The following is a 16828-nucleotide window of genomic DNA, read 5'->3' as shown; positions in this document are numbered from 1 at the left end:
CGGAGGCGGCCGTGCCGCTCAAAGGCAAGCCCAAGGGCTCCACGAAGCGCAAGACCCCCAGCCGTAACCCGATGAAAGACACGGACACCTCGCCCGACCCGGGTCGGATGGACACCGATGACAGCACGCACGAGTCGCAAGCCTCGTCCGGCTCGCACGGCGGCCCGCTGACCGGTGACCTGTCGCCGGCCGGCAGCGGATCAGCCGCGACCGGCGGTGACACCGGCGTGGCTGCCTCCGCCCGGCCCTCCAAACGGGTGAAGACCGAGGACCTCACCGGGGGTGCCGTCCGGGACACGTCCTCGGTAAGCGGGCCGGGTTCCGGGTCCGCCACGACGGCGGCTCAGACCCTGCTGGCGCGCCGGCACGATGACCTGCCGGCCATGACCCGGGTACGGATGCAACCGCTGGTCACCCTCGACGACACGGCGCGGATCACGAACCTGCAGATCAGTTCGCAGCAGCGCACGCCGTCGCCGTTCGGCGGCCCGATGGGCGACCACACGGTGGCCTGGTCGGCCATCGTCGACAGCATCCGGGCCCGCATGCACGGCCAGCCGATCGACAAGGCCATCGACCTGCTCGGCAACGCCCAACGAGACGCCGAGGGGTGGATGTCCCAGCCGGACTCGGCAGGCATGAAACTGTTCGACATGCTGCCCGACCGGGAGCAACGTGTCGGCCCGCTGGAGAACTGGGCCTGGCTCACCGCCACTCAGCTCGCGGCGGCGAAGACCGCAGCGGCGGCCGGTGACACCGCGAAGGCGGCCGCCGAGCTGCAGAAAGCGATCGCCAACCACCTGGCCTATCTCAACTACCTTCCGTTCGCGACGGTGCTCGCCGCGTCCGCGGGTGGTTCGAAGGGCTCGACGGAGAACTGGAAACGTCAGCGCATCCTCGAGGTCGAGAAGCGGGGTGAGCCGAAGGGGGCCGCGGCGCTGCCGGACACCGACGCCGGCATCCTGCGTGACCAGCTGTGGGGCCTGTTCGCCTTCGACGCCGCGCTGCGGGAGTCGGACGCGTCGTTGTTGTTCACCGACGAGGTGGCCGTCGCACAGGCCGAACTCACGACGCTCAACGGCCTGTCGAAAAGGCTCAGCTATGAGATCGAGTGGCAGTCCGGGCCCACCCGGCCGGCGCTCGACACCGAGGCGATCAGGACCGAGGCGATCGCTCTGGCCGCTCGAACCACCAGCACGTCGATGAAGCGCGCTGCCGAGCGGATCCGGGACAGCGCAACTCAGTTGCACACTTTCAGCAATGTGACGAACAAGCAATCACGTACGAAGGTCATCAATGAGATGCAGATCTCGGTCCTGCGTGGGACGGCGGACGCGACAGCCGAGGTCAATGAGCTTGTGACGCGGGAGATCAACGCGTTGCCCAGGGCCGCCTTGATGCTCGCCGAACTGGTGCACGAGCACCAACGCACGGCTGCCGCCGCATACCCCCGGGCGGTGACGGTCTCCCATTTCCTCGGACGCCGCGAGAAGGAGGACACCGACGCCCAGAGCCGCGAGAAGGCCACGGCGGCAGCACTCGACAAAATCGAGACGGAAATCATCGCGGCCTTTCCGAAGGCCGCCGAGACCACGCCCCTGACCGATCTCATGAAAGCCGTCACCGCCCGGTACGGCGAGATCACCGCCACGCCGACGCCGGCGGAGGCGAACAGCTGGACCACCGACTCCTCCAACGAGGAACTGGTCGTCACCTACGACCCCGCCGCCGCCGTGCCCCTGACAGTCAACGGACGGGCGGCCGCTCCCACCGGGGTGGCCGGCATGGGCTCGCACACCACAGCCTGGACCGTGGAGGTCGCCGCCGTACAGGCGCTGGTCAGCAAGGCCACCTCGGCGGAGGAAGCAATCGGCGCGCTGGCCGAAGAGACGCTGAACGATCTCGATTCCGACGTGATGAAGCTGGACTGGCTCCTGCCCGCCGACCAGCTGGAGGCAGGCCAGCTGGTGGATATCTTCGCCCAAGCGGAGGCGGTACTCGACACCACCGACGTCGCCGAAGCAGCCACCGCCTTCCTGAGCTTCCGCAACCTGCTGCCGTTCGCCACCTTGGACGCGGGCGGGCGCGGCGGCAAGGGCGAACGCTCGACCCGCCCCCGCAACGTGAACTTCGACGACACCTCCCTGGATGATGCCGCCGAGCTGATCCACGAAGCTCTCACCAACGCAGACCCCAAGGCGGACACCCGCGCCGAGGCGATCGCAGCGCTCACCAGCGCGGCCGATCAGCTGGCGAAAATCCCGTGGCACGAGGAAGACGCGCTCAAGAAACCGGCCGAGGACACCATCAAGCGATTGCGGGCCAAGGTGAATCTCCTGAAGAAGGGCGCGCCGGATGACGTCGCCGGGATCATCCGCAGCACCCGGGCAGCCGAACACGCCCGGGTCACCCGACAGGCAGCCGGGAAATGAGCACCGCGGTCCCGGATACCCTTCAGCGTTACGTCCGCACCGATCAGATGCCCGACGCGCGGATCTTCGTCGCCCCGTCAGCCGAGGCTCGATTCCTCTGCCGGCGATTCGGCTCGCTGGTGGCGCCCGCGCCCGGCGCCGAGACCCGATGGTCGCGCGCGGTGGCCATGCTTGTCGTCGCGCCCTTCACGCAGTTCACGATCTTCAGCTTCGATCTGCAGGCATTCCTGTACGAGGTCTTCCACCAGCGACTACCGGCAAAGGCCGCACACCTGCTGCTGATGCCGGCGGTGAACTTCTTCGTCCTGGCCGCCCTCGCCCAGGTCTGGTTCGGTGCCCACCCCACCACGCATGCGACAGTGCTCGCCGGCCCCAACCTCGCCGGTGTCTACGCGATGCTGCTGGCCGTCTGGTACTTGGTGCTCGCGGTGCACACGCGGATGATCGCCTGGGGCTTGATCATGGTCGCTATCGTGGCCGGCCTCTACGTGGCGGCGAACGTCTACTACGGGCACCTGTTCGCACTGGACCCGCAGCAGCGCTCGTTCTTCACACCCACACCGACGCCCGTCAATCCCTGGCTCGGTGCGCTCGCGTGTGCGGCGCTCATCGCGCTGTCGCACGCAGCGGAACGCGAACTGCCGCCCCGCGTCACCGGAAGCGACAGGTGGTTGTCGTTACGCGAGTTCCTCGGCGGCCGGCTTCCGTTGCGGCGACGCGTACTGAGGTTGTTGATGGTCGCCGTGCAGCCGGTGTCCGGGATGCTCAACGAGTTCGTGGCCTCGCCGCGACTCATGCCCTACGGCGTACTGATGCGCATGCTGCACCTCGGGTATCAGCCCGCCGTCGGGGCGCTGCTGCGCCACCACGTCATGCTCGCCGAAGCCAGCGGCAACCCCGCGCTGGACTACGTCGGCATCGGTGGCGGCACCCGGCTGAACACCGCCGAGATGGCACCGGCCGGACAGGCCGTGCCATGACCGGCGGTCTCCCGAACGGCCCACGGGGCGCTCTGCCGCAGACGATCCGGTTCGCCCGCGACCCGTACGGTCTGTTCCTGGACGGCAAACGCCGTTACGGCGACCCGTTCACCGTCCCGACGCTGTTCGGCCGATGGTTCGTGACCGGGCAGCCCGAGGGCATCAGGACCATCTTCGGAGCCGACCCGGCCGGCTTCGGGCCCAGCGCGGCCGTACCGATGCAGTGGTACCTGGGACCAGGCTCGATCGCCCTGCTCTCCGGCCGGCGCCACCTGCGCGAGCGTCAGCTCATCATGCCCGCCTTCCACGGCACCCGGATGCGGGCCCACACGGCCACGATCCAGCGCAACACGGCACAGCGGGCGGCGCAGCTGCGACCCGGCGAGCGGATCACCATGGTGCCGTTCGCCAAGGAACTGTCCCGGCGCAACGTGGTGCGCGTGCTGTTCGGCGCCCAGGACCAGCGACGCGCGGCGCTGCTCGCCGACGCCGTGCGCGACGTCGTCGGCGCGGTGACGCCACTGGTCGCATTCGTCCCGCTGCTGCGGCGCGACCTGTTCGGCCTGACCCCTTGGCGGCGTATCCAGCGACACCTGGCCGCCTTCGACGCGCTCGTTCACGCCGAGATCCGCGCCCGGCGCTCGGCCGGCGGGCCGGGCGACGACGTCGTGAGCGCACTGCTCTTCGCCCGGGACGACGACGGCGTCGGCCTGAGCGACCGGGACGTACGCGACGAACTCGTCACGTTCCTGTCCGCGGGCCAGGAGGCGGCGTCGCACCTGCTGGCGTGGACGATGTACTGGATCCACGCCGACCCGGACGTGCACGCCCGGGTCCTGGCCGAACTCGAACCCCTGGGCCGCGAGCCGGACCCGGAAGCACTCGTCCGGTTGCCGTTCCTTTCCGCGGTCATCGACGAGACCTTGCGCATCCACCCGATCGGCCCGAGCGTGGAGCGCAAACTGGCACAGCCGCTGGACGTGCTCGGCCATCACCTGCCCGCCGGGACGGTGGCCGTGGCCGCGACCGTCCTCGCGCACGCCGACCCCCGCACGTACCCGCGCCCGGAGCTGTTCCGGCCCGAACGGTTCCTCGAACGCCGGTTCTCCGCGGCCGAGTACCTGCCGTTCGGGGGTGGAGTGCGCCGCTGCCCTGGATCCGATTTCGCGGTTCACGAAACAAAGATCACTATGGGTACGCTGTTGGCGGGGCACCGCTTCGACCTGGTCGACCGGCCGCCGGTCCGCCCCAGGCGCTACACCGTCACCGTCGGCCCGGCCGGCGGTGTCCGCGTCGTGTACCGCGGTCCCCGTGGAAAGCGGGTGGCGCTCTAGCTAGGACGTGTTTCGTAGCGTCGTCAATGTTGCGGCGTGGCGGTGATCGATAACTGAAGAGGTCTCCGGTATCTAGTTCAGCGACCAAGCCAGAACTTCATACCGGAGACCCCGTGCCGAGCGAGGCGACACGACCTGACCGACCTGCGGTGGGCGGTTCTTGAGCCATCGCTGCCTGCGGGAGCGGGTCGTGATCGACCGCGCAAATGGACCATGAGGACGGCAGGCTGGGAGCCCGGGCCTGGTCCTGGCCGAACATTTCGCCGAGGACATCGGTTGGCATCCGACCGGCACAGGAGAGCGGGTGTGGGCGGCTTTCGCTGTCGCCCCGCACTGATCAGCGCTCGTCGGTTCCGGCAAGCACAGTGTCCAGACCTGTGATCGCCAGGATACGCTGACCTGCCGGGCTCGGCGCGACGACGCTGAAGCCGCGGCCCTGTTCTGTCGCGTAGTGCATCGCACTGATCAGCACGCCCAGCACGGTGGAGTCCAGGAATCCCACTTCGGCGAGGTCTACTCGCAGGTCCGCGACACCGGCGGCCTGGGCCTGCTCGATCAACAAGCCCTGCAAGGTGGCCGAACATGCCAGGTCCAGTTCGCCGGCAAGCGCGATGGTGCATACCCCAGCATCCTTAGTCAGCTGGTGACGCCAGATCGGCGGATGTTCCACCGGTTACCTCCGCCTATCGTCAGTGGTACCCACATGGTGCCTCATCTGTGCCGCACCGCCACGACCGGCTTGCCAAGCGGTAACCGCAGGTTTACAGATCCGCTGTACATGCTGGCTGTCGCGTCCGGTCTGGCGATCTATACGGAATCTCTGAGCGGCCCACGCTACCCATGCGAGCGAAGGCTGGGCCGCGTGAAGGTGACCTGATGGCTCTCGTAGCGCGCCTGGTCGCAACTACGGTGTGTCTTAGCGGAGCAGTGCCGGCGCCACGCGGTCCGGTGCGCTGCTCGCCGTCGCGTCGGCTCGCTGGCCGCGCCGGCCGTTGTCGTCAGCGCGCGGATAGACATCCGGCCAGCGGGTTGGATCATAGACCACGATGCTGGCCTCGGCCCGGCTTGTGAGAAGCACACGTTCTGTCGGACCGTTGACCCTCATCACGCTGCTCCACGATCTGGGCCGATCGCCTTCGCTTTCGCGAGCTGCGACCGGGTGCGGATCGCCGCACTGCCCCGCGAACAGCAACAGGAGATACGCCAGTGCGCTGTCCTAAAACTGACGGAGTCATCCGCCGGCAGCACGCGACCGCGATGCCGCACCGAGGGCTAACCTGAGCTGCAGGAGAGGCTGATGCTCAGCGAAGAAGGGCACCTCATATTGTCCCGGCGGGCCATGCCCGACAGGATTCGAGTCCTGGTCGCAGGCGACATCGACTACCACACCGCCCCGGCATTGCAGCAAGAGCTCATGATGGCGGCCGCTGACCATCCCGGTCTTCGCCTGGAGGCGGACCTCGACGCGGTCACCTTCTTCTCCTGCGCCGGCATCACCGTCCTGCTCATCGCGAAGCATCAGCTGACGGACCGGTTCGTGGTCATCGCCGCTGGACCGTCGGTCGCTCGGCTCCTGCGGCACTGCGGAATCCGAGAGCTGTACGACACCATCTGATCTTGCTCCGCACCCGCACCGTTTTCGCACCTCGGCGCGACGGATACCCGCCGATACAGCTGGAGACAGGCCGACGGAGGGAACCCGCATGAACCACCCTGTGGTCTTGATCGCTGAAGATGACCCCGACATTCGTGAACTACTGCACTTCGTGGTGAGTTCGGCCGGCTACGAGGCGGTGAGCGTAGGCGACGGGCAGGCGGCCGCACAAATGCTCGCGATCAAGCACCCCGCTGCGGTGATCGCTGACGTTCGCATGCCCGCGATGAACGGCATCGACCTGTGCCGGCTGGTGCGCCGCACCAGCGGCCCACGAACCGGGGTTCTGATGTTCACCGCCGATGTCCTGCAGCACGACGTCGAAGCGGGAATGCAGGCTGGTGCCGACCGGTACCTCACCAAGCCCGTCTCGCCACGCCGGCTTCTCACCGAGCTTCGTGAGGTCCTCGCCAGCAAGAAATCGCATGCCTGACACACGTCGATCTGATGCGATCGGGTAAGGAACATTCGATACAGCCGCGACGTCGCGCCCAGCACCCACGTGATATGACGGCGGCCCCTCCCGCCAGGGGCAAGGGGCCGCCATGTCCCGTCTGGGCACGGGGATCACTGCCGCACGAACCCAGGCGGTTGTTCGAGAACTATCACCGCTCACAGCAACGGGCAAACCCCGGCGCGGTGACGTTCCGCTGGCAGAGCGCCATTTTCTTCCGGGTCGCCCGGCACCTGCCTGCCCGGTTTTGCGCGAACATGCCGGGCACGGCATCGGCCAAGTCCTCGATGTCGTCGCTGGTCACGATGGCGGGTCCAGCGTGCTGAGCCGGCCGGCGAACTCCTGCACACTGATCGTGTCTTGCATTCCTCCACAGCCGGAATTACGCCGACGGTTGATTGTGCCAGGCTCTTGCTCGTGAGCTGGCGCGCCGTACCGTCGCCGCACGTCAGCTGGCGGTCGTGGATCATCGTTTACTGCGACGACAGTTTTTGCCGTTCGGTAGGAGAACGACAGAGGTTCAAGGGCCGGTATACGTCTCCTCCGACGACAACGGGACGGGATCGTGGTCGGCCCTCGGCGATCTGTCTGGTGTCGTTCTGCTTCGTGGCACTGCTGGGTCTCGCCGCACCAAAGCTGTACCGCCTATTGCGGTTTGGTGGGGAGTTCAATGGCGAAAGTGGTGCCGGGCCCGGTGTTCTCGGCCAGGGTAATGGCGCCGTGGTGGCGTTCGATGATGGTTCGTGCGATGACCAGGCCGAGCCCGGTTCCGGGAATACGCCGGTCGAGGGCGGTGGAGGCGCGGTAGAAGCGGCGGAACAGGCGGGGACGTTCGGCGACGGGGATACCGATGCCCGTGTCAGCGACGGTCCAGGTGATTGCCTGATCGGTGTCATCGGTGGTGGCGGTGATGGTGACGGTACCGCCGGTGGGCGTGTATTTGATGGCGTTCGACAGCAAGTTGTCGGCGACCTGGCGCAGCCGGTGAGGATCGGCGTGCAGCTCCAGGCGCTCGGGTAGCCGCACGGCGATGGTGAGGTTCTTGTCGCCGGGCATCGTGGCGGCGTCCAATGCCTGGCGGATGATGACGCACAGGTCGGTGCTCGTAGGGCTGATGGCCAGATGCCCTGATTCCAGGCGAGCCAGGTCGAGGAGGTCTTCTGCCATGACCGAGAGCCGTTCGGCGTTGCGGGTGATGACCTGCAGGTAATGCCGTTGCTCGTCGCAGGACAGGTCATCGAGTTCGTCGGCGAGCAGAGTAGCGGTACCGGTGATCGCGGCGAGCGGATTGCGTAGTTCGTGGGTGACCATGGCCAGGAACTCGTCTTTGGTACGGGCCAATTCGATGGCGAGTTCTTCGGCGCGGCGTCGTTCCACGTACTGCCCGATCTGGGCGGCGAGGCCGCTGAGCAGGCCGAGCAGGGTGTCTTCGGGGTCTTCGACCCGGTCGCCGTAGACGCACAGAGCGCCCAGCACGTGTGCGCCGGTGCGCAGTGGCACACCGACGGCCACGCGCAATCCGATCCGGGCGGCAGCGCGGCTGCGCAGTGATCCGGTGTCGGCGCTCAGGTCGGGGATCCAGTGGGCTGCCTGGTCGGCGCACACGCGGCCAGGCAGCGCGATGCCGGGTTCGAGGGTGTCGACGGCGAAGTCGCGTAGCCGCCGGCCGGGTTGGACGTGGCGGGCGGCGCACGTGAGGAGTTGCCGGTCGTCGTCGACGACCCACAGTTCGGTGACCGGCCAGCCCATCTTCACGCCGAGGGCTTCGACAACGCGGTTGGCGGCGGCGGTGCTGGAGTCGGCTTCGGCGAGGCCGCGGGCGACGGCGGCTTCGGTGGCGGTGAAGCGGCTGGCGCGCTGGGTGGTGGTGATGTCGTGGGCGAAGATGTGAAACACCCGGCCGGTGGGTTCGTCGGTGGCGGTCAGGGTCATCTCGATCGGGACGTCGTGGCCGTCGGCGTGCCGGGCGGTCCATTGCATTCGCCGGTCGAGGGTCTGGCCGGGCAGGCCGCTGGCCAGTGTCGCCAGTTCGGCTCGGCCTGCCTCGCGCTCCTCCGGTCGCACGATCAGTTCGTCGACTGATCGGCCGTATGCCTGTGCCGGGGTGTAGCCGAACGTGGTGTGGGCGGCGGGGTTCCAGGCCACCACACGGCCTGTGGTGTCGAAGGCGAGGTAGGCCTCCAACGCGGCGGCGAGCACTGCCGGAGACGGGGGCGGCGCTATGTCGCTGTAGCCGGTACGTTCAGATCCTGCTGGCATCGTTTCCCCCGGTGAACGCGCCTGGATCGGCGGCGGTGTCGTGCCCGGGGGACGCGGGCGGCGCTGTCACGTTCAGGCTAACGCAGGCGTGCGGGCCAGCACCGGTCAGTCAGCCAGGCGGTATGACCGCGTCATCACTGCAGAAGCGGCTCATCTGCTGGGCGGCTCGATCATGGTGCCGGCGCGGTCGTGCCCTGCATCTGAGCTCGTGGACGGGCAGCCATCGGTGTGCCCGCTCCGACTGCTGGACACGATGACACAACCACCGCCGCAGCGAGCCTCGACATGCCATACCGGGCACCTCGTCCCCGCATACGCCATGGCTTGCTGGGCCGGTCCGAGCTGCTCATCGGTATCACTTGACCTGCCGTTGCGGCGTGCCAGCTGCCAGTGATAGCGGCATACCGCACTAGGCTGAACTCGTGGACTCACCGGTTGCCATGCCCGACGTCGAACGGCTGCGCCGTTTCGAGGCGGTCACTGACGCGACCTTGTCTCGGCTGGACGTCTCGGACCTGCTGGATGAGCTACTCGATCGGGTCCGGGACGTGTTGAACGCCGACACCGCGGCCATTCTGCTACTGGATCGACAAGCCCAGCAACTTGTCGCGACCGCCTCCACAGGGCTCGAGGACGAGGTGCGGCAAGGGTTCCGGATCCCGGTCGGCGCCGGGTTCGCCGGCCGCGTCGCCCACACCCGCGGACCCGTCATCCTCAACGACGTCACCCCGGCGGACGTGGTCAACCCGATGCTGATCGACGCGGGACTTCGTTGTCTGCTCGGTGTGCCGATCTTCGCAGCCGGCGATGTCATCGGTGTGCTGCACGTCGGCGCGCGCAGGCCAGGGGCGTTCACCGCCGACGACATCACGCTGCTGCAGCTGGCTGCCGACCGCGCCAGTGTGGCCGGCCAGATCCGCTCCCAGAAACTTGAGCACGCCGCCGCCTTGGCCCTGCAACGCAGTTTGCTGCCGACCCAGCTGGGCGATGTCGCCGGCCTGCAGATGGCCGCCCGATATGTGCCCGGTCACCACTTCGGCGTCGGCGGCGACTGGTATGACGTGTTCACCCTGCCGTCCGGCTGGCTCGGCCTGGTCATCGGCGACGTCTCCGGGCATGGGCTGGCCTCGGCCGTGGTGATGGGTCGTATCCGCAGCTCCCTGCGCGCCTACAGCCTGATCACCGATGAGCCGGCTCAGGCGCTGACCCTGCTCGACCGTAAAGTCCAGCACTTCGAGGCCGGCGCTCTCACCACGGCCCTGTACGTGATGATCTCCCCGGACCGGTCCACCGCGATGCTGTCGACCGCCGGGCACCTGCGGCCGGTGCTGGCCACACCTGGCGAGGACGTCGTGCTGGTCGACATGCCGGTCGACCCGCCGCTGGGCGTCGGCCGAACCTCCCGTCACCGGCACAGCACCACCATCGCATTCCCGGCCGGGTCGGTCCTGGTGTGCTACACCGACGGCATGGTCGAGCGGCGCGGCGAAACCATCGACGTGGGCATCAAGACACTGCTCGACACCGTCTACGCCGGTGAACCCGAAGCGGTGTGTGCGGCAGTGATGGACCGGGCCGGCACCGAGCGCCCCACCGACGACGTCGCCGTGCTCGCCATTCGCCGCAAACCAACGACCGCTGCCTGACCACGACGTCACCCGCAGCACCCGTGTGTGTGCGTTGGCGCGCGGCCTGCCTAAGCCCGCAGTGTTGCGCCCGCATAGGCGACAGCGGCGAGGGTATCGGATCATATACGCCTTGTGCGGTCATCCGCGGCATCGGCGCCGCGGACTCAGCCGCCAAGACCAGGAGAGCCGGACACCAAACGATCAAGACCATTGGGGCTGTGGCCCTTGAGTCCGTGAGGGGAGGCGATGATCGTGGACCACGACGGCCACCAGGATGGTGACGCGTTCGTTCACAGTGCGCTGATCGCCGGCACGGATGACGACCTGAGCACCTCGCTGATACCCGAGCTGCACCGCGCGGCAGCCATCTGTGACGAAGTACTGCTGGTTGTCAGCGAGCACACTCGCAAACTGCTTGCCGACCAGCTTCCCGACCGGACCGGTTCGTTGCGCTGGGCTGATCCCGCGATGTTCTACCAGCGACTCGGGTTCGCCTACGAGGGCTTCCGCCGTTACCTGTCCCAGCAGGCGCAGTCGCAGCGCCGGGTTCAGGTCGTCGCCGAACCCGACCTGATCGAGCGGACAGACACGGCCCTGCGCCCCACCCGGGTCGCCGCGTACCTCGCGTACGAGGCGGCCTGCAATGACGCGTACGCCCCGTACCCCTCGGCGGTGACCTGCCTCTGGGACAGCCGCCGCCACCCCGATGTCGTCCTGCGAGGAGTACGGCGTACCCATCCACGTTTGCTGACCCCGGCGGGCTCGCAGCCCAATCTCGAGTACCAGCCACCGCAGCAGTACCTGACCAATTGGTCCCGGACGCCGCTGTCCCCGGCGCCACCACACGTCGACCATGACCGAACTTTGACCGAGGTCGCCGAACTCAGCGACCTGCGCGCGACGCTGACGGCTTGGGCAACCCGCCACGGCTTCGCTGACGAACCCACCGACGATCTCATCGTCGCGGTGACCGAAACGGCCAGCAACGCACTACGCCACGCCGCTACCGCGGTCCGGGTCCGTGCCTGGCGCCGCGACAGCACCCTCGTCGTCCAATGCGACGACACCGCCGGCCTGCCGGTACCGGCCGTTGCCGGCTTCCACCACCCGAACACCACTGGCGCCGCCCCCGGCGGGCGCGGGCTCTGGCTTGCCCGGCAACTGGCCGACATCGCACTCATCAACACCGTTGCGGGCCGAACCTCGATACGGCTGTACTTCCCGCACGCCGTCCTGCATAGCGCATGACGTGTGCGCGGCACCGTACACCGACCAGCCGTGGCATCCTTCAGACGGCCCCGAATTCCCGACTGTCACGGCACGCTCTGATTCCGCAGTTTTGTGTTCCCGCGGACGCTGTCTACTGCCCGTGCATACCGGCCCCAGGGTTGGGCTGGCGGCGATGGCTGCGTTGAGACGGAACAGCGCCGTCCGTACCGCGTAACCTGACCCGGAATCAGCTGCCGCTGCCCGGACGCACCAGCCCGGATCCATAGGCGAAGACGACCACCTGCGCCCGATCGCGCAGGCCGAGCTTATTCAAAATCCGGCCGATGTGGGTCTTCACGGTTGCTTCGGCGACCTGCAGGCGACCGGTGATCTCGAGGTTCGACAGGCCCTGCGCCACCAGAAGCGGCACCTCGCGTTCCCGCTCGGTCAGGCCCATCCGCGAACGTCGGGCGCCCGCCGCAGAGTCCGCGACAGCCGCGGTCAGTAGCGGCCCGAGACCGTACCCCGCGCGGCCGACTACGCCGTGGGGTGCTGTCGGTGCACTGAACGCAGTACGGCCTCGGGCAGCGGCTTGACTCTCGCACCGGATTCGCTGTGCGTGCGTGATCGCCATCGACGCGGGAAATCCATGGCCGTGCCGGCACGATAGAGCACCGGCAGACGTCGGACCGTTTGTGACGACAGCGCGGGATTGGCCGGGTCCGTCGCCTTCCTGCCCAGTTCGCGCGCGCTGTGCCGGTCATGGGTTCGCCGGCCGGGTCGCGCCGACGTGCTGGCGCAGGTTCTGAATGGTGTCGGCGGTGTGTTCGCTGGTGTGGGCTGCGGCGTGGTACCGGTCGGCTTCGTCGGCGGTGTCGGCTTGCGCGGCGAGGTGTCGGTAGATCTCGGCTTGGTCGCGCAGGGTGGAGGCGACGGTCATGAGACCGGCTTCGGCGTTGTCGGCTTGCGCGGCGAGCATGCTGTGCGGGGCGAAGCCGTGACCGACGTGGCAGCCGTAGCGGATGGTGCCGGCGATGTCGACGCGGTGGATGCCGCCACCGCAGTCGGGGCAACCGACCGGGACGGGCCGGCGATGCTGGTCGTCAGGCCGCTCGGCGGTGGTGGCGTGGAGGAGCATGTCGGTCTCCGTGATCAGCACCGGGTGCAGTTCGGCGGGTGCCGGGCCTGCTGTGGTCAGCAGCCCGGGCAGGGTGCCGGCCAGGGTGGTGGCCGGTGCGACGTGGTCGGGCCGCATGCGCAGGGCGGTGGCGGGAAGGTCGGGGTAGGCGGCGTCGTCGGGGTGCTGCACGGCGGTCAGCCCGCCGTGCATGCCCAGCGCCGCGAGGCCGGCGATGCCGTCGTCGAACACCCCGGACAACAGGATGCCGACGGTGCGGGGACCGGCCCAGCGGGCGGCGGTCAGCAGCAGCGGGTCGATCGCGGGCCGCACCCGGTGGTACGGCGCGGCGTCACTGAGCCGCACGCGGTGGCCGGAGCCGACGAGCAGGTGCAGGCCCGGTGGGGCGACGTAGACGTGACCGGGAAGCAGCGGGGCGCCGTCGGTGGCCGTGGCGACCGGCAGCGGGCCGGCACGGTCCAGGGTTTCGGCGTCGCGTACCCGGGCCGGGGTGATGACCAGCAGCACGGCCGCGGCAAGGTCCGCGGGCAGGCCGGCGAGCAGGGCGCCGGCTGCCTCCAGCGCGCCGAGCGAACCGCCGGCCACTACCAGATCACGATCTGCCATGAGGTGCCCGCTCTCGCCGCGTCGCCGGTGATTCCGGCGGTTCGGGGCCGTCTTCCCCGACATCCGGTACTCACACCCTCAGCAGGCAAAAGTCTCCGAAACGGAGGCTTGCACGCCCGAGCCGCCACAACGGGCGGACCGGCCATCCTCACGAGATCCCTCCCGGCACGCGGCGGGGTTTCTCCGGGGAAAACAGGGAATGCCAGCCGGACGAGACCGGTGGCTTGCGGGCCGTGCGACAAGTCAGGACTGCCCATGAGCATGGTCGACGAGGCGGTAATCGGGGACACCGCGCGGGTGGCGGCGGCGGACCGGGCGCGGCGGGTGTTGCCGGCGCAGCCGATGCCGCTGGATGCCATCGCCCGGCTGGCGGCCCGGCTGGTGCACGCGCCGATGGCGGCGCTCACCCTGGTCGGCGGTACGGAGGAGTTCTTCGTCGGTGTGCACGACATGCCCGGCCAACTCACCTCGAGCGGGCGGGCACCGCTGGCGTACTCGGTGTGTAAGTACATCGTCAGCCAGGACCACCCGGTGCACTGCGGCGACATGCGTCGCGACTTCGGTGGCCGGCTGAGCGATCATCCGCTCGCCGCCGAGTTCGGGATCCGGGCGTTCCTGGGGGTGCCGGTGCGTGACGCCCAGGACCGTGCGGTGGGTTCACTGACCGTCCTGGACACCGCGCCACGGCAGTGGAGCGACCACGACATCACCGTCCTGGTCGAAGCCGCCGAGCTGCTGCGCCCGGCTGGCACCGAACCGGCCGGCCCGACCGTCGCCGCCTTGGACAGTGCGACGCTGCTGGACGGCCTTCAGGAGGCGTTCCTGGCGGTGACCCCGGACGGCCTGGTGGTCGGCTTCAACCGGGCCGCCCAGAAAATGCTCGGGTACCCGCCGGGCGAGGTGTGCGGCCGGCACCTGCAGGACACCCTGCTGCCCGATTACGGCGGTCAGCCGATCGGGGCAGCACTGGACCGGCTGTTCACCGCCGGGCCCCGGCAGCCGGTGCCGCGCCAGATCAGCGCACGCCATCGCGACGGGCACCGGCTACCGGTGCGCGCGTCGCTGTCGGTGGCGCGTGGCGCCGCCGGCGCGCTGGCCTGCATCTTCCTGACCGACATGTCCGAGCAGACGACCATCCAGGAGCGGGCCGACCGCAACGACGGGTTCCTCACCGCCCTGCTGGACAGCCTCAGCGTCGGCGTCGTCGCCTGCGACGAAACGGGACAGGTCGTGGTACTGAACCGGGTACTGCGGGAGGTTCAGGGCCGCCCCGCCAGCGGCGCGCCCCCCGCCGACTATCCCTCGGCAATCGACGGGCTGCTGCGCGACACCGAGATGCAGCCCATTCCGTGGCAGCAGACCCCGCTCATGCGCGCCCTGCGCGGCGAGCACATCGCCAGCGTCGACGTGCTGACCACGATGCCCGGCGACCGGATCCGCACCTTCGCCAGCACGGCCCAGCCGATCCGCGCCGCTGATGGCCGGCTGCTCGGCGCGGTGGCGGTAGCGCACGAAGTGACCGCGATGCGCCGCGCCGAACGGTTCCGCACCTGCCACCGCACCGTTCAGCACGCGCTGAGGAACGCCTCCTCGACAGCAGAGGCAACACCCGGCGTGCTGCAGGCCGTCGGCACCGCCCTCGGCTGGCCCTGCGCGGAACTGTTCCTCATCGACGAGACCACCGGCCACCTGCGCTCGGTGGGCCACTGGGATATCGACGACGCCGAGCCGGACGGCTTCTTCGGGCACACCCCACAGCGCGGGTACGGCGTCACCGGCCGGGTCTGGCAGACCGGACAGGCGATCTGGGTGCCCGACATCGCGGCCAGCCCCCAGCTGCACACCGCACAGGAGAAGAGCCGGGTACAAGTGTGCCTGGCGCGCGGCGTCCGGGCCGCGTTGGCCGTACCGGTCCGCGACGGCACCACCCTGCTCGGGGTTCTCACCTGCTACGCGGCCACCCCCGAAGTCCACGAGGACCTGCTCACCGTCCTGCTGGACGGCGTCGCCGCGCAGATCGGCGTCTACGTCGCACTGCGCCGCGCCCAGCAACTGGCCCACCAACTCGCCCGTACTCAAGACGACTTCATCGCCCTGGTCGGCCACGAGGTGCGCACCCCGCTGACCTCCATCGCCGCCAACGCCACCATGCTCGGCGAAGACGCCATCAGGTTCGACAGCGACCACCAGCAGATGATCCACACCATCACCCGCAACACCGCGACACTGCAAACCACCATCGACACGCTGCTGGATCTCGCCGGCCTCGAATCCGGACACGTCAACCTGCACATCGGCCACATCGACCTCGCCGCCATCGTCGCCGATGCCGTCACCGCAGCAAGCCCCACCGCGGCCGACGCGCACGTGCGACTGCACACCTACCTACCACCACGGCTGCCGCTCGACGGCGACCCCACCCGGCTGCGGCAAGTCATCGACAACCTGCTGACCAACGCCGTCAAATACAGCCCCGGCGGCGACGTACACATCCGCCTGCACCAGGCCGACGGCATGGCCCGGTTATGCGTGGCCGACACCGGCATCGGCACCCCGGAACAAGAACGACAACGCGTCTTCGACCGGTTCTACCGCGCCAGCAACGTCCGCCACCACGGCACACCCGGCAGCGGCCTCGGACTCAGCCTCGCCCGCACCATCGTCACCCTGCACGGCGGCACCATCGACCTTGCCGCCAATAATCCATCCGGTACCAGCACCTGCATCCACCTGCCCCTGTCGGAGCACACACCCCCGTCGGACACCTCTGGATAGCCTTCCAGGTCTCGACGGTGGCGACAGCTCCGCTCGCCCCGGGCGCGGATCTCGCATGCGCCCGGTTGACCGCCTTTGACCAGCGTGACAGCTCCGGCAGGAATCGGCGCCGCTGAACACCGTTCGCACGCTCCCGCGGGCGCCATCGGTCTGCAACCCGCCGGTACCCGCGCTGAGCCGCACGATCAGGCTGGAAAGCCTCATCAGGCCATCGGTGCGTCGTCCTCGATCGTGGCGGGCGTCGCGTCCGGCCGCCAAGGCGGTGGCCGGCACTGCCCTGAAGCGCTTGTACCGGCCCCGCCCGGGGCCGGCAAGGGCGCTGCTTCCCAGGGCGGCCACCACCAATGGTCTAAGGCCCT

Annotated in this window: 12 protein-coding genes and 1 pseudogene; 9 read left to right on the top strand and 4 right to left on the bottom strand. The window is 68.8% G+C overall.

What is annotated here, in order from left to right; translation table 11 throughout:
• The first annotated feature begins 11 nt into the window (after positions 1 to 11).
• The 3 genes from LPA41_RS05240 to LPA41_RS05230 are packed head-to-tail and all read left to right on the top strand — an operon-like array spanning position 12 to position 4746.
• Positions 12 to 2432 (top strand): hypothetical protein, encoded by a 2421-nt coding sequence (locus tag LPA41_RS05240; protein ID WP_229068780.1) that lies wholly within the window; start codon positions 12 to 14, stop codon positions 2430 to 2432.
• Entirely contained in the window at positions 2429 to 3412 is a 984-nt protein-coding gene (locus LPA41_RS05235; RefSeq protein ID WP_229068779.1) for a hypothetical protein, read from the top strand. Before LPA41_RS05240 ends, LPA41_RS05235 begins: the two co-directional genes overlap by 4 nt.
• Positions 3409 to 4746: a cytochrome P450 gene (locus tag LPA41_RS05230; protein WP_229068778.1), complete on the top strand. Its 1338-nt coding sequence runs from the start codon at positions 3409 to 3411 to the stop codon at positions 4744 to 4746. Before LPA41_RS05235 ends, LPA41_RS05230 begins: the two co-directional genes overlap by 4 nt.
• Before the next feature lie 337 nt (positions 4747 to 5083).
• Here LPA41_RS05230 and LPA41_RS05225 read toward each other — a convergent pair whose 3' ends face one another.
• A complete protein-coding gene (locus tag LPA41_RS05225; protein WP_229068777.1) occupies positions 5084 to 5416 on the bottom strand; it encodes an STAS domain-containing protein in 333 nt (110 codons plus the stop codon).
• Positions 5417 to 6043: 627 nt separating this feature from the next.
• Between LPA41_RS05225 and LPA41_RS05220 the strand changes: the two genes are divergently transcribed.
• From LPA41_RS05220 to LPA41_RS05210, 3 genes are all read left to right on the top strand, one after another.
• Positions 6044 to 6361: an STAS domain-containing protein gene (locus LPA41_RS05220; RefSeq protein WP_229068776.1), complete on the top strand. Its 318-nt coding sequence runs from the start codon at positions 6044 to 6046 to the stop codon at positions 6359 to 6361.
• 88 nt (positions 6362 to 6449) lie between these two features.
• Positions 6450 to 6833: a response regulator transcription factor gene (locus tag LPA41_RS05215; RefSeq protein ID WP_229068775.1), complete on the top strand. Its 384-nt coding sequence runs from the start codon at positions 6450 to 6452 to the stop codon at positions 6831 to 6833.
• Positions 6834 to 6991: 158 nt separating this feature from the next.
• Positions 6992 to 7180 (top strand): hypothetical protein, encoded by a 189-nt coding sequence (locus LPA41_RS05210; protein ID WP_229068774.1) that lies wholly within the window; start codon positions 6992 to 6994, stop codon positions 7178 to 7180.
• Between the two features lie 319 nt (positions 7181 to 7499).
• On the opposite strand, the gene LPA41_RS05205 is transcribed toward LPA41_RS05210, so the two are convergent.
• Positions 7500 to 9053, bottom strand: coding sequence for an ATP-binding protein (locus LPA41_RS05205; RefSeq protein WP_229068773.1), 1554 nt, complete (start codon positions 9051 to 9053; stop codon positions 7500 to 7502).
• 482 nt (positions 9054 to 9535) lie between these two features.
• Here LPA41_RS05205 and LPA41_RS05200 point away from each other — a divergent pair, with 482 nt between their 5' ends.
• Both LPA41_RS05200 and LPA41_RS05195 read left to right on the top strand, forming a co-directional pair.
• Positions 9536 to 10759, top strand: coding sequence for a PP2C family protein-serine/threonine phosphatase (locus LPA41_RS05200; RefSeq protein WP_229068772.1), 1224 nt, complete (start codon positions 9536 to 9538; stop codon positions 10757 to 10759).
• Positions 10760 to 10987: 228 nt separating this feature from the next.
• Complete coding sequence (locus LPA41_RS05195) at positions 10988 to 11989, top strand: sensor histidine kinase (RefSeq protein ID WP_229068771.1); 1002 nt, start codon at positions 10988 to 10990, stop codon at positions 11987 to 11989.
• Positions 11990 to 12197: 208 nt separating this feature from the next.
• Here the strand turns inward: LPA41_RS05195 and LPA41_RS05190 are convergent.
• A pseudogene (locus tag LPA41_RS05190) lies at positions 12198 to 12404 on the bottom strand (response regulator transcription factor); the annotation flags it as partial.
• Between the two features lie 306 nt (positions 12405 to 12710).
• The gene (locus tag LPA41_RS05185; RefSeq protein WP_229068770.1) at positions 12711 to 13694 is read right to left on the bottom strand and encodes a chemotaxis protein CheB; all 984 of its coding nucleotides are present in this window, start codon (positions 13692 to 13694) and stop codon (positions 12711 to 12713) included.
• Positions 13695 to 13949: 255 nt separating this feature from the next.
• Between LPA41_RS05185 and LPA41_RS05180 the strand changes: the two genes are divergently transcribed.
• A complete protein-coding gene (locus tag LPA41_RS05180; protein ID WP_229068769.1) occupies positions 13950 to 16469 on the top strand; it encodes an ATP-binding protein in 2520 nt (839 codons plus the stop codon).
• Positions 16470 to 16828 lie beyond the last annotated feature (359 nt).

It is taken from the genome of Actinoplanes sp. DH11 (assembly GCF_020873875.1).
Classification (GTDB): Bacteria; Actinomycetota; Actinomycetes; order Mycobacteriales; family Micromonosporaceae; genus Actinoplanes.
Note: the sequence above shows the minus strand (reverse complement) of the source record. Positions and strands in the feature narration are given on the sequence as shown.